Annotated in this window: 14 protein-coding genes; 10 read left to right on the top strand and 4 right to left on the bottom strand. The window is 44.1% G+C overall.

Features of this window, described 5'->3' with window-relative positions; translation table 11 throughout:
* Positions 1 to 362 precede the first annotated feature (362 nt).
* Together ACFQZI_RS19600 and ACFQZI_RS19595 are read left to right on the top strand one after the other, a co-directional pair.
* Positions 363 to 1,427, top strand: a complete 1,065-nt coding sequence (locus ACFQZI_RS19600) for a M20 family metallo-hydrolase (protein ID WP_377145535.1) — start codon at positions 363 to 365, stop codon at positions 1,425 to 1,427.
* 74 nt (positions 1,428 to 1,501) lie between these two features.
* Positions 1,502 to 1,687, top strand: a complete 186-nt coding sequence (locus tag ACFQZI_RS19595) for a hypothetical protein (RefSeq protein ID WP_377145533.1) — start codon at positions 1,502 to 1,504, stop codon at positions 1,685 to 1,687.
* 60 nt (positions 1,688 to 1,747) lie between these two features.
* Here the strand turns inward: ACFQZI_RS19595 and ACFQZI_RS19590 are convergent, their stop codons facing one another.
* Both ACFQZI_RS19590 and ACFQZI_RS19585 read right to left on the bottom strand, forming a co-directional pair.
* Complete coding sequence (locus ACFQZI_RS19590) at positions 1,748 to 3,073, bottom strand: serine hydrolase domain-containing protein (RefSeq protein ID WP_377145532.1); 1,326 nt, start codon at positions 3,071 to 3,073, stop codon at positions 1,748 to 1,750.
* Positions 3,074 to 3,151: 78 nt separating this feature from the next.
* Positions 3,152 to 3,802: an ankyrin repeat domain-containing protein gene (locus ACFQZI_RS19585; protein ID WP_377145530.1), complete on the bottom strand. Its 651-nt coding sequence runs from the start codon at positions 3,800 to 3,802 to the stop codon at positions 3,152 to 3,154.
* Positions 3,803 to 3,975: 173 nt separating this feature from the next.
* On the opposite strand from ACFQZI_RS19585, the gene ACFQZI_RS19580 reads away from it, so the two are divergent.
* The 3 genes from ACFQZI_RS19580 (at position 3,976) to ACFQZI_RS19570 (ending at position 8,058) form a co-directional block, all read left to right on the top strand.
* Positions 3,976 to 4,524, top strand: coding sequence for a hypothetical protein (locus ACFQZI_RS19580; RefSeq protein ID WP_377145528.1), 549 nt, complete (start codon positions 3,976 to 3,978; stop codon positions 4,522 to 4,524).
* A gap of 173 nt (positions 4,525 to 4,697) precedes the next feature.
* Entirely contained in the window at positions 4,698 to 7,307 is a 2,610-nt protein-coding gene (locus ACFQZI_RS19575) for an FtsK/SpoIIIE family DNA translocase (protein ID WP_377145526.1), read from the top strand.
* A gap of 79 nt (positions 7,308 to 7,386) precedes the next feature.
* Entirely contained in the window at positions 7,387 to 8,058 is a 672-nt protein-coding gene (locus ACFQZI_RS19570; RefSeq protein ID WP_377145524.1) for a LolA family protein, read from the top strand.
* Positions 8,059 to 8,258: 200 nt separating this feature from the next.
* On the opposite strand, the gene ACFQZI_RS19565 is transcribed toward ACFQZI_RS19570, so the two are convergent.
* A complete protein-coding gene (locus tag ACFQZI_RS19565) occupies positions 8,259 to 9,392 on the bottom strand; it encodes an acyltransferase family protein (protein WP_377145523.1) in 1,134 nt (377 codons plus the stop codon).
* 183 nt (positions 9,393 to 9,575) lie between these two features.
* On the opposite strand from ACFQZI_RS19565, the gene ACFQZI_RS19560 reads away from it, so the two are divergent.
* The 3 genes from ACFQZI_RS19560 to ACFQZI_RS19550 all read left to right on the top strand — a co-directional run bounded on the left by ACFQZI_RS19560 (position 9,576) and on the right by ACFQZI_RS19550 (position 11,107).
* Entirely contained in the window at positions 9,576 to 9,848 is a 273-nt protein-coding gene (locus tag ACFQZI_RS19560; protein WP_377145521.1) for a hypothetical protein, read from the top strand.
* Positions 9,845 to 10,606 (top strand): MBL fold metallo-hydrolase, encoded by a 762-nt coding sequence (locus ACFQZI_RS19555; protein ID WP_377145519.1) that lies wholly within the window; start codon positions 9,845 to 9,847, stop codon positions 10,604 to 10,606. Before ACFQZI_RS19560 ends, ACFQZI_RS19555 begins: the two co-directional genes overlap by 4 nt.
* Before the next feature lie 78 nt (positions 10,607 to 10,684).
* Positions 10,685 to 11,107, top strand: a complete 423-nt coding sequence (locus ACFQZI_RS19550) for a BLUF domain-containing protein (protein ID WP_377145517.1) — start codon at positions 10,685 to 10,687, stop codon at positions 11,105 to 11,107.
* Here ACFQZI_RS19550 and ACFQZI_RS19545 read toward each other — a convergent pair.
* Positions 11,104 to 11,586 carry a hypothetical protein gene (locus ACFQZI_RS19545; RefSeq protein WP_377145515.1) on the bottom strand — a complete coding sequence of 161 codons (483 nt, stop codon included), beginning with the start codon at positions 11,584 to 11,586 and terminating at the stop codon, positions 11,104 to 11,106. The two genes, ACFQZI_RS19550 and ACFQZI_RS19545, sit on opposite strands and share 4 nt — an antisense overlap.
* A gap of 111 nt (positions 11,587 to 11,697) precedes the next feature.
* Between ACFQZI_RS19545 and ACFQZI_RS19540 the strand changes: the two genes are divergently transcribed.
* Positions 11,698 to 12,987: an alkaline phosphatase family protein gene (locus ACFQZI_RS19540; RefSeq protein ID WP_377145513.1), complete on the top strand. Its 1,290-nt coding sequence runs from the start codon at positions 11,698 to 11,700 to the stop codon at positions 12,985 to 12,987.
* On the top strand, positions 12,984 to 13,487 hold the full coding sequence (locus tag ACFQZI_RS19535) for a hypothetical protein (protein ID WP_377145512.1): 504 nt from the start codon (positions 12,984 to 12,986) through the stop codon (positions 13,485 to 13,487). The genes ACFQZI_RS19540 and ACFQZI_RS19535 overlap by 4 nt, the downstream gene beginning before the upstream one ends.
* The last annotated feature ends 41 nt before the right edge of the window (positions 13,488 to 13,528 follow it).

Raw genomic sequence — 13,528 nt, 5'->3', positions numbered from 1 at the left:
TTAACAACCAATAGTGTAAACTTTTTTCAGGACGGGTCAATAAATAGGGTGTCCCATTCCGTCCCGTTTTTAAACAAGTGGGACACCCTGTAAAATTCATAACAATATAATAATCAAATATTTATATTTTTTATTTGACTATTTTTAGTCATTGGTCAAAATGTTAAATAGCTGGTATTTAACATTTTGTGTATTTGTTTCTCGTTTGTGTTATAAATAGTGGGACACCTGTGGTTATTTAAATAGAGTCTGCGGTTTGTAGGCCTCTGTTACGAACCCTCCTGTAGCTACATTCCTTTGCTACCTTACACCAAAAGCATTACTTTTGCCGTTCACTATCTGCGTAATATTCGCAATATCATATGGCCGATATATCAGCATTATCGCAACTGGCTTTACAGCTTTTGCAGCAATTGATCTCAATACAATCTTTCAGTAAAGAAGAAGACCGCACCGCCGACCTGATAGACCAGGTTTTACAGCAGCATGGTGTTAAAACCCACCGCAAACTCAACAACATCTGGGCGTGGAACAGGCATTTTGACGAGAGCAAGCCAACTATTTTACTTAACTCGCACCACGATACTGTAAAGCCCAACAGCGGCTACACCCGCGACCCATACGACGCCAAAATCGAAGATGGTAAACTTTACGGTTTAGGCAGTAACGACGCAGGCGGTTGCCTTGTGTCGCTCATAGCTGTATTTTTGTATTATCACGATCAGGAGAACCTCAAATATAACTTTTGCCTGGCCACCACTGCCGAAGAAGAGATCTCGGGTATAAACGGCCTCGAACTTATTATACCCGAGCTTGGCAAACTGGACTTTGGCATTGTTGGCGAACCCACCTTAATGGACCTTGCCATTGCCGAACGCGGACTGATGGTATTAGACTGCACAGCCTATGGCAAAGCAGGCCACGCCGCCCGCGAGGAAGGCGACAATGCCATTTACAAAGCTTTGGCCGATATTGAATGGTTCCGTAACTTTAAGTTCCCTAAGGAATCTGAAGTGTTTGGGCCGATAAAAATGTCGGTAACCATTATTAATGCAGGTTCGCAGCACAATGTGGTGCCCGCCACCTGCACTTTTACGGTTGATGTACGTGTAACTGACGCCTACCGCAACGAGGAGGTGCTCGAGATCATCCGCCAGCATGTAAGCTGCGAAGTAAAACCGCGCAGCATCCGCCTAAAACCATCATCGATAGATAAGAACCACCCATTTGTACAGGCAGGTGTGTCGCTTGGCCGCAAAACCTACGGCTCACCAACCACGTCAGACCAATCGTTGCTGGATATTTCGTCTATCAAGGTTGGTCCCGGCGATTCCGCCCGCTCCCACATGGCCGACGAGTTTATCTATGTTGATGAAATAGGCGAGGGGATAGAGTTGTATATTGAAATGCTATCGAAGATAGTGTAATATCAACCGCTTCAGGGAGCGTGGCTAAACTTATTGAGGGTTTCTTTGTTAAACCATCATAACCCGATACAATTATGAAAACGATTAAAATTGACGGCAACCCTGCAGACCTTACAGCTGTTATGGTACCCCAAACCGACGAATATCACGACCACGAAACCGTACGACTCGAATCATCTATCGATGGTGCATCTGTAGAGAAAACTATTTTCCGCGTGGTTGATGGCGGCGAAGATCAATGGGAGTTGCAGTTTGAGTAACAACATTTTGCCATGATGAGCTTGTAAGGCCATCTGCTCCTACAAGCTCATCATTAACAATTACTTCTCTTCTTTTACAAACACATATTGCCCGCCGCCTTGTTTTAAGGTAAATTCACCTTTATCCGGCCTAAATTCCATTACAATTCCGGCGGCATCAAACTCAAACGTGTCAGCAGCTTTTGCGGCATCTAACGGGAATGCCGATTGCCCTGTTGCCTGCGCCAATAACGTTCCGCCATCTTTGGTGATAGTAATTTTAATAGGTATCTGTTTACTGGCGTAAACACCTACATATTTATCAAGCCCTTTTACATCCGCGAAGCTGGGGATGGTGTACGGCTCGTTAAAACAAATGCTTAATACACCATCCATAATTTTAGCTGGATCGTAACTGCCGCCGTTAGCTGTATAGCTAATGGCCAGCGTCTGGGCGGGGAAGAATTTCAGTTCCGACCGGTAGGCGTCAATTGCACCACCATGACCATAACTGTTTCTACCTTTAAATGACGTCATGAACATAGCCGTTCCATAATCGTCCTTTATGGTTTTCATTAACTCAAGGGTAGCCGGTTTAACCAGTTTACCCGCAAATAATGCTTCAATAAACCTATCCAGATCGGCCGGGGTTGATACCATAGATCCGGCACCTGTCGGGATGCTCATATCAGTTTCTAAAAACTTTTTCCACTTGCCATCATATCTGTATGACAACGCCTCGTTATTGGCCGTGTTGGTTTTAACGCCGTAGTAAGTATCCTTTAATCCAATTTTATTTATAACGCGTTGTTTTACCAGGTCGGCATATGGTATGTTAGTAACCTTTTCAATAATATAGCTTAACAGAACAAAGTTTGTGTTGCTGTACTGGCCTTTGGTGCCCGGTTCAATATCCGGTTTCATGGCCGCTATCCTCGCCAGCATTTGCTCGTGTGTTTGAGGGGAAAGCATGTAGGTCATATACGCCGGGTCGTTGGTGAAATTATGCAGGCCGCTATGGTGGCTCAGCATCATACCTATATTTATTTTAGCCGCGTTTGGTACTTGGGGGTAAAATTTATCAAGCGTGGTTTCTAAGGTAAGCTTGCCCTCCTCTACCAATTGCATTACCATAACCCCTGTAAACATTTTGCTGATAGAGCCTATACGGTATTTGGTTTTAGCCGATGCCGGAATGGTTGCCGGGCTATCAATAGCCGCGTAACCAATGCTTTTTTGATAAACAATTTTCCCGTTTTGCGATATGGCCAAACTGCCCATGCTTTTGTTATGAGCGGCAAGAACATTCAGCAGGCTATCTAAACGCGGTTTGTTAATATTTTGGGCATGAATGGATGTTGCAACACCAGTTGACAGTATGGCCAGTAAAAGTATTTTTTTGATCATGGGTAATGGGTTTGGATATTTGAGTGACTATTCCGCAAGATGTTACAATTATCAGATCATTAATCTCTTACAAGGTTGCTAATTCTCCAGTATTTCCGCTATCTCATCAAATCCCTTTTCGCGGGCCAGGTCGGAGGGGAGTTTGCCGCCTTCCATCCGGATGTCTACCCGGGCGCCTTTCTCCAATAATAATATGATCAGCTCGAGGTTACCGTTTTGCGCGGCAAAGTGCAGCGGCGTGGAGCCCTTTTGCTGCTTTACATTGACATCGGCACCATTTTCTATCAGCATAGTAGCTGTACTTGTAAAATTGCCGGCAATGGCCGAATGCAGGGGATAAACGTTAAAACCATTGTCGCTTGGGCGGTTTACATCAGCACCTTTTAGCACCAAATATCTTGCAATATCATAACGGCCAAAGTAGCAGGCAAGGCCCAAAGCGGTAAAGCCATCGTCGGCATAAAAATCAATCCGTTCGGGGTGTGTGGCAATTTGGTAGGCCACATCATCAAAACGGTCGGCAGCGGCGGCTTCAAAAAGGCTGAGGCCATGGGTATATTTTAACAGGAGCCTTGTAACATCCGGCTTATTATAATAGCACGAGAGCATTAAGGGAGATACGTTAAGACTTGTTTTTTCGCCGGCCAGTTCGGGGTTGCGGGCAAGCAAAGCCTCTAAAGCCGCGGTATCGGCATTCGCGATATATTCTTCCAGATCGTTTAGGCTCATTTAAGGTGAAAATACAAAAAATAAATAGAAGTTGTTGAATAACACTCCGGCTATTCAACATTCAAATAACTTTTGTTAAATAAAGTTAAAAGGGTTAAATAACGTTAAAAAGGGCATAATCAGAGCAATTTTTTAAGCCGGTAGCGTTTGTAGCTACATCAAACATAAAACAAATGATGAAAACAAAAACAAAACTCCTCGCAGTAGCTTTAACGGCTTTTATTTTATTTATCGGTGTAAATGCAAACGCGCAATCGTTCCAGAAAGGCAAACTACGTTTCGGTATCGGGGCCGACGGCTTGATTCCTGTCGGTAACTTTAGCAAGAGCGCAAATTTCGGGCTGGGCATAACCCCACGTTTGCAATACGGGCTTTCAAAAAAAGTTGCACTCACGTTTACTACCGGCTTCTATCACTTTTTCCCAAAAGACCAGGTGTATAACGATGGTACATTATCGTATAAATACAAGTGGGATCTGGACCTCATCCCGGTAAAGGCGGGGTTTAAAGCATTTGTAACATCAAATATTTATATTGGTGCAGAGGCAGGGATAGGTTTCCAGGTGGATAACGGCGGGGGCGATTCAAAATTCATGGCTTCGGGCGGCGCCGGCTACGTAACCAAACACTGGGATTTTGGCGTCCGCTACGAAAACTTCGCGGGCAACGGTTACCGGAATGGCCTCATCGGGCTGCGTGTAGCTTATGGTTTTGGGTTGTAGGCGAAACGTTTAATAAATATAAACCCCGCACGATTACGTGCGGGGTTTATATTTAAACCACCTTAATATTCTAACTTCCTGACTTGCGCGGTATACTATATTCCTAAAAAATTAAAAAATATCTCTTTAATCTAATAACTTTATATTTGCAATTAAACGTGTAATTTTCAGGAATGCCGATCAAAGGAAACCAGTTCAAATCAAATAGTTTTAGGGAAGAGCCACAGGCAGGGAAATCTGGTTCAAGATCTTCGCAGGGCAGCGCTAAACAAGAGCGTGAAAGGCCTGTAAAACAACTGGCCGAGCGCATGCCATTATTTGATCTTCGCGACGGAAGGATCATCAAAATAGCGGGCCTGTTTTGCCTGGTATTATCCGTGTTCTTCCTTATAGCGTTTACCTCATACCTTTTCACCTGGCAGCAGGACCAAAGCTACGTATCTAAAGCTAATGGCGGCTGGGGCAACCTGTTCAAAACCAGTAAAGAATTGTTAGAGAATGGTGTTAACAACCCCATGGTTGATAACTGGCTGGGCAAATTTGGCGCGTTGCTTTCTAACCAATTCATCTTTGAATGGTTCGGCGTGGCGTCGTTCCTGTTCGTGTTTGTGTTCTTCATAATTGGCTACCGTTTGTTGTTTAAAATAAAGCTGTTTTCGGTTAGCAAAATGCTGGCCTACACCCTGTTTTCCATTGTGTTTTTATCGGTAACGCTGGGCTTTTTTCACGCTTTTATATTAGACTATCCACACTATTTGGAGGGCCAGTTCGGCTTTTGGACCAACCGCCTTTTGGTTGCGCAGATAGGCCAGTCGGGCACCGGTTTCGGGCTTATATTTTTGGCGCTTACCGTTCTTGTAATTGCCTACAATATCGACTTTAAACTTCCCGAACGCAAACCAAAGCCCGAGCCTGTTATTGCCGGAGATGAAACCCAGGCGGAGCCGGTTGAGTTGATACAAGAAGAGATCTCGTTACCTGTAGAATGGCCGCGAAATGACGGCAACCGCGTTAAAGATATTCTTGCGGCGCAAGGTGCAGCCGCGGCGGCCGAGCCAATGCAGCAGGAACGTTTGCAGCAAACACCGCTACAGCAAACCCCTGTTTTTCATGAGCCGGTAGTGCTTAAGCCAGAGGTTAGCCACGAACCCGAAGAAGAAACTGAAATACCGCTTACCATTGATGTAGAGCGCCCAATGCCAATCCTCAACATCGAAAAAACCGACGATGATAAAGCTAAAAGCCTGGTTGACCAGTTTGGCACCTACGACCACAAGCTGGACCTGGCTACCTATAAATACCCAACTATCGACCTGTTAGAAAACTACGGTTCGGCCAAAATAGCGGTAAACTCTGAGGAGTTAGAGGCCAACAAAAACAAAATTGTTGAGACGCTGAACCATTATAATATTGAGATAGATAAGATAAAGGCTACCATTGGCCCAACGGTTACGCTGTACGAAATTATCCCCGCGCCGGGTGTGCGCATCTCCAAGATCAAAAACCTGGAGGATGACATCGCGCTAAGCCTTGCGGCTTTGGGTATCCGTATCATTGCCCCTATGCCGGGCAAGGGTACCATTGGTATTGAGGTACCGAACCAAAACCCCGAGATGGTTTCCATGCGCTCAATACTGGCTACCGAAAAATGGCAGAACAACGCCATGGACCTGCCTATCGCTTTGGGTAAAACCATTTCTAACGAGGTATTTATTGCCGACCTTGCCAAGATGCCCCACTTACTTGTGGCGGGTGCTACCGGTCAGGGTAAATCTGTTGGTATCAACTCCATCCTGGTGTCGTTGCTTTACAAAAAGCACCCTGCCGAGCTTAAATTTGTATTGGTGGACCCTAAAAAGGTGGAGCTTACACTGTTCCGCAAGATAGAGCGGCACTTTTTGGCTAAACTGCCCGATGAGGCCGACGCCATTATCACCGATACCAAAAAGGTGGTGAACACGCTTAACTCTCTGTGTATTGAGATGGACCAGCGCTACGACCTGCTGAAAGACGCGCAGGTGCGTAACCTAAAAGAATACAACACCAAATTTGTTAACCGCAAAATAAGCGACCCCGAGAAACACCGCTACCTGCCATTCATTGTATTGGTGATTGATGAGTTTGCCGATTTGATGATGACCGCCGGTAAAGAGGTGGAACAACCTATTGCCCGTATAGCACAGCTTGCCCGTGCGGTGGGCATCCACCTGGTTATTGCTACGCAAAGGCCATCGGTAAACGTTATAACGGGTACTATTAAAGCCAACTTCCCGGCTCGTTTAGCGTTCAGGGTTTTATCTAAAATAGATTCGCGTACCATATTGGATGCCGGCGGTGCCGACCAGTTAATTGGCCGTGGTGATATGCTGCTTTCTACAGGCAGCGATCTGATACGCCTGCAGTGTGCCTTTGTGGATACTCCAGAAGTTGAGCGCATATCCGATTATATTGGCAACCAGCGCGGCTATCCATCAGCCATGTTCCTGCCGGAGTATGTTGGCGAAGGTGAAGCAGGCAGTAGCCCCAAGGATTTTGACCCGGACGACCGCGACCCAATGTTTGAGGATGCTGCACGTTTAATTGTATTACATCAGCAAGGTTCTACATCGCTCATTCAGCGCAAAATGAAGTTGGGTTACAATCGTGCAGGGCGCATTATTGACCAGTTGGAGGCCGCAGGTATTGTTGGACCTTTTGAGGGTAGCAAAGCTCGCGATGTACTTTACCCCGACGAGTACAGCCTGGAACGCGCACTGGAAGAGCTGCAAAAGCCACGCGATTAAACTAATTTAGTTCACAACACTCTAAACCATTATAGGCCATAATGGTTATTGCCTGTGAGCTTTAAAATCGACCCAAAACATGAAAAGATTATTTTTATACCTGATATTATCTGCAACTACCATAAGTGCTGTATTTGCCCAAAAAGATAACGACGCTAAGTTGATCTTGAATAAGCTTAGCAAGCAATACCGCAGCTATGATGCTGTAAAAACAGACTATTCGTTAACCATAGATAACCAGCAAGCCAACGTCAAGGAAACTTACACAGGCACGCTTATCACCAGGTCAAAAACCAACAAATACAAAGTGATCGCTTATGCTGCAGGTACCAAAAAAGTAATGCAGGACATCATCAGTGATGGTAAAAACCAGTGGACATACCTTAAGGATGCCAACGAAGTGCAGTTAAGCGCTGCCGATAACAGCGAGGAGGGCTTTAACCCCGCCAAGATCTTTACGCTTTACGAAAAAGGATACAAGTACATTTACACTGGCCAACAAAAACTTGCAGGCAAAACTTACCAGGTGATAGACCTTACACCCGAAGACAGTAAGAAAACATTCTTTAAAGTGCGCCTGATGATAGACAAATTAAAGAACCAGCTGTACAGCGCCCAGATATTTGATAAGAACGGCAGCAAATACACCTACACTCTGCGCGCCTTTACGCCCAACTATAAAGTAGCAGAAAGCGCCTTTATTTTCGATAAGAAAGCGTATCCGGGTGTTGAGGTAGTGGATTTGAGGTAGGGGTGGAAAATAAGTACTGTCATTTCGAACGACGTACGAGGAGAAATCTTGTTCGTTAAGCGAAGTCGCTATTTATTTCGAACAAGATTTCTCGTCGCTGCGCTTCCCTCGAAATGACAGCGTATAAAGAAAGAGCGACGCTGGTTAGCATCGCTCTTTCTTTTACCTCCCTCTCCTTTGGAGAGGGCCGGGGTGAGGCCCTACACCCTTATATATATTCTTTTATTATCCAACACTTTACCCACGCTCCAGCATACCAGCATATAACTTATGGCGAAAAGCAGGGAGCCAATTGCACCGGGGGCTATTTTTTGATAAAGTACATCATTTATCCAGCCATAAAAGTTTTTATCACCAACCTTTATCATCCAGAAAGCGATCACCAAAATCTCCGACAGGATGTAAATAGCCAGGGGGTTTTTACCTACGGTGGTGAAGAACGACGTCCAGTTATATTTGTTCCAGGCGCGCACCTCTACTACATAAATAAAGGCCGATATCAGCACCATATCTATTCCGGTTGTAAGCAGGGTAAACGGGCTGCTCCATAGTTTTTTACCTATCGGGAAGCTAATATTCCAGGTTAATGCCACAAAAATGAATACGCAACCCATTAGCGCAAGTCGGGCAATGGTCTCGTAACCTTTACCTTTTTCCTGAATGAATTTACCGGCGTAATATCCAACAATAACATTCACAATGGCAGGCAGGGTACTCAGGATACCCTCGGGATCAAAAGCAACGCCCTCGCCGTGGTAAAGGTGACTATCTCCTAACAAAAATTTATCTAAGTAAGTGCCGGCATTCGTAAGCATGGCATACGGGGCAGATGGGTCGCCAAAAGCCAGTAATATAACCTGGTAGCCAACTAACATCAGTACACTTAATACCACAACCGCTGTTTTATTGCGTACAAAATAGATGATAAGCGATGCAAAAATATAGCAAAGGCCAATACGCTGCAGCACGCCCATAATACGTGTACCACTTATTGGGCGCAGCACCCAACCTGCATCGGTATGGTCTACAAACGGGAACCAATACATTAAATACCCTATCAAAAATATAAGCAAACCGCGTTTAAGAATACGGTACACAACCGCGCCGCTGCTTAGCCCGTCGAACTTTGCCATGGTAAAGCTCATGGCATTACCAACGGCGAACAGGAATGAAGGGAAAACAAGATCGGTAGGTGTAAACCCAAACCAGGCGGCATGCTCAAGCGGTGCAAAAGGCTGCGCGCCGCTGCCGGGTGTGTTTACAATGATCATAAAACAAATGGTTAGTCCGCGAAAGACATCAAGCGACAGGAACCGTTCGGCTTTTTGGTTCATAATGGGTACAATTGGTTATAATTATTATGGAGATTGAGAGCACCAATATAGTAATTTAAGAATGTGAAATGCAATAGCTTGCTTAACTTTATAAATTATTTTAAGAAGTTTTAATGTATGGATAACAGAAATCTATTTACAACATTTTAACGCCTTAATGTTAAATGTTACTATTTTTGAAAGATGCTCACCATGACCAATCATACGCTCGAAAAATTGGAGCTGCTGCTTAAAGCGGCCGGTTACCGGGTTAGGTATGAAAAAGGTAATTTTAAAACAGGTGCTTGTATGCTGCTAAGCAGCCGGGTAATAGTTGTTAATAAATTTGCCAATCTGGAGAGTAAAATAGCCGCCGTTGCCGAACTGGCCCGCACGGTTGATATAGATTATAACCTGCTTGATGATAAACAGGCTGCATTTTTGCATCAGCTTAAACAAACAACACTGCAGCTGTGACCATAACATTTTTAGGAACCGGGACCTCGCAGGGCGTGCCTGTTATTGCATGCACCTGCCCTGTTTGCTTATCAACCGACAAGCACGACAAGCGCCTGCGCACTTCTATTTTAATTGAGGGAGAGGAGAAAGTTATCGTTATTGATTCGGGGCCCGATTTTAGGTACCAGATGCTGCGCGAAAAAGTAATGCACCTGGATGCTATAGTTTTTACCCACGAGCATAAAGACCATGTTGCCGGCATGGATGATATACGCGCATTTAACTACAAACAGCAGGCCCCCGTGGATATTTATGCCGACGAGCGTGTGCAAACTGCACTACGCCGCGAATTTCCATACATTTTTGATAATAAGGGCTATCCGGGCATCCCGCAGGTTAACCTTCATACTGTTACGTTAGCGCCGTTTAATATTGGCGATGTACACTTTACTCCAATAGAGGTAATGCATTACAGGCTACCCGTAAAAGGTTACCGTATAAAAGATTTTACCTATATCACTGATGCCAAAACACTATCTGAGGTAGAAAAGGACAAGATCCGCGGGACGAAAATATTGGTAATAAACGCCCTGCAGAAAGAAAAACATATTTCGCACTTTACTTTAGCCGAGGCCATAGCATTTGCCCGCGAGATAGGGGCTGATAAAACTTACCTTACACACATTAGCCACCGCCTTGGCAAACATGCCGATGTTTCTAAGGAACTACCCGAAGGTATAGAACTGGCATATGACGGGCTTAAGCTAAAAGTTTAATATTCTTATTTTGTTTATTTAAACGAATAACTTTATCTTAAAAGTAAATTGCATACATTGCAGATGTTAAATATCTGCATGAAAAATATTGTTTACCTAAGTACCGCCGTAACGTTGTTAAATGATGATCAATTGATCGATATTTTAACGTCTGCCAGAAAAAATAATGCTGAGCGCAATGTGTCGGGAATGTTGTTGTATAGCGAAGGCACATTCATACAAGTACTTGAAGGTGAAGATACCCAAGTAGATGCCATTTTCGCTAAGATTGAAACTGACCCCAGGCATAAAAATCTCATAACGCTAATCAATGGCAGTATTGTTCACAAAAATTTTGCAGAATGGGCTATGGGCTTTACAACTGTTAATACTGCAAAAGTGGCCGATTTATTAGGGTACTTAAAATCTATGGATAGCGTGCATGAAAAAAGCGACAACAACGCGGCTATTATCACGCTTAAAACTTTTATCGAAACCAATAAACTGGTTATAAGATCCTAATCCAACTCCAGGTAGCTTACCTGGTTAATGGTTGCGCGGTAAGTGTTTTTATGCCCTTTCTTTTGTAGTTCTACACGGCCGCGTATGGTCATTTTACGGTTGTTTATTTTGTTGTACTCCCCGTCTTCAGTCTCGAACAGGCCGGTGTGTTTGCCTGTAAGATACAACGGGCAATCCTGCGTAAAATTCACCCATAAAGAGCGACTGTTGCCATGGTCGGTAAAAGTGCTGTCGTTAACTAAAGCCGACTGATTTTTTCCTTCGATATACTTACCGGTCACCTCTACATTTTGCTTGTCATAATACTTAATGCTATCAATAAGGTGGCTAAAACTTACCTTTTTAAACGTTACATCTACATCGCACTCGCTGGTATATATCTTGCGCTTTTTTGTATTACACGCCATAAGGGCCAGTGTAATTAAAAGTATAATATGTACCCTGCTTTGCGCCATAAATAAATGTACGTGTTTTAACATACTTAATTATTGTGGCACAACAATTTTACGAAACGGATACAACTCCAACATTAATATTATCTACACGGCATGTTAACCTTAAATCTGTATTTTTAGCCATCAAAATATAGCATGAAAAAACTAAGCGTACTGCTGCTTATTATACTGTCCATATCATTTAAAAGTTTTAGCCAGGATACCACCCAGCATATTGTCCCCAACCGTAAAAACAGCGCGGCGCAGCAAAATAAGCCCTATGTAATTTTAATTTCTGCCGATGGTTTCCGGTACGATTTTGCTAAACGCTATAACGCGCAAAACCTGCTGAGGCTGGCTAAGGAAGGCGTGAGCGCGCCTTACATGATGCCTTCTTACCCCTCGGTAACCTTTCCAAATCATTACGCTATGGTGAGCGGTTTGTATCCGTCGCACTCTGGTTTGGTGAATAACACCTATTACGACCGTGAACGTAACGACAAATACTCGATGAGTAACAAAGCCAAGGTTGCAGATAGCAGCTGGTATGGGGGCGCCCCGCTTTGGGTACGTGCCGAGCAGCAAAAAATGCTTTCGGCAAGCTTTTATTGGGTGGCATCAGAAGCGGCCATACAGGGTGTACGGCCAACCTATTATTACATCTACAACGAAAAAATTGACATGCATAACCGCATTGCCGCCGTTGTTAACTGGCTTAAGCTACCACCCGCTCAACGTCCCCACCTCATAACTTTTTACCTGCCCCAGGTTGACCACGAAGCACATCTTAACGGCCCCGAATCGCCCGAGGCTGAAAAGGCAGTACACTTTATAGACTCGACAGTTAACGAACTGCAAAAGGCGGTTAAAACAACCGGCTTAAAGAACGTCAACTTCATTTTTGTATCAGACCATGGCATGACCAGGGTTGATAACAAAAACCCAATTGGTATCCCGGCGGCTATAGATACATCTAAGTATGTAATATCCGGCGACGGCATCCTGGTTGAGCTATATGCCAAAGAGGGTGCTGATGTACAAAGCACTTATACCGAACTTAAAAAAGAAGCTAATGGCTACAATGTTTATCTAAAAAGCAACGTACCTGCCCACATGCACTATGGCACTGCCGACGACTGGCACAACCACATTGGCGATATTTTACTGATACCACATTACCCAAAAGTGTTTAACCTTTGGAACAGCAAGAAAATAAATCCCGGCTGGCACGGATATGACCCAACCGTTATTGCAGATATGCGCGCAAGCTTTGCGGCATGGGGCCCTGCCTTTAAAAAGCATTTAGTTGTAACTCCTTTTCAGAATGTTTCGGTTTTTAATTTAATTAGTGAGATATTGGGCATTAAACACACCGACAAGATTGACGGCACTAACCAGTTGGCCAATAAGATCCTGGTAAAAAAACACTTAAAAAATAAACAATGAAATTAGCCCTTAAAGTACTTGTCCTTTTTATACTTCCTGTTTCTGCTTTTGCGCAAAACCCGACTGTTGTAAAACAACAGGCGACTGTAGTTGCCAACGCCCTGCTAAAAAGCGACTACAAAACCGTTGTAGACCATACTTACCCTAAAGCCGTTGCTATGGCAGGCGGTAAACAAAAAATGCTGCAAATGATAACTGCGGGCATTAACCAAATGAAAGCGCAAGGTTTTGTATTTGAGAAGGCCACAATAGGCGAGGCCGGTAATTTTTATAAAGCCGGTAACGAGATACACTGTTTAATACCCGAAGCCATTGTAATGAAAACCCCTCAGGGGCGCTTTGCTTCAAAAAACAACCTCCTTTGCGTAAGCGCCGATGGCGGCAAAAACTGGAGTTTTCTTGATTTGAACCAGGGTACTATTAATTCTGTTAGAACCTTATTCCCCAATTTTAACAGCAACCTTATTATTCCAACCCCGCAGGCGCCTGTAAAGCTTTGATAACAATTTTTTCAGCAAAATCACGTTAAAAGCTACCAACA

Origin of the sequence: Mucilaginibacter lutimaris (assembly GCF_042676625.1) — a bacterium.
GTDB classification, from domain to species: Bacteria; Bacteroidota; Bacteroidia; order Sphingobacteriales; family Sphingobacteriaceae; genus Mucilaginibacter; species Mucilaginibacter lutimaris.
Note: the sequence above shows the minus strand (reverse complement) of the source record. Positions and strands in the feature narration are given on the sequence as shown.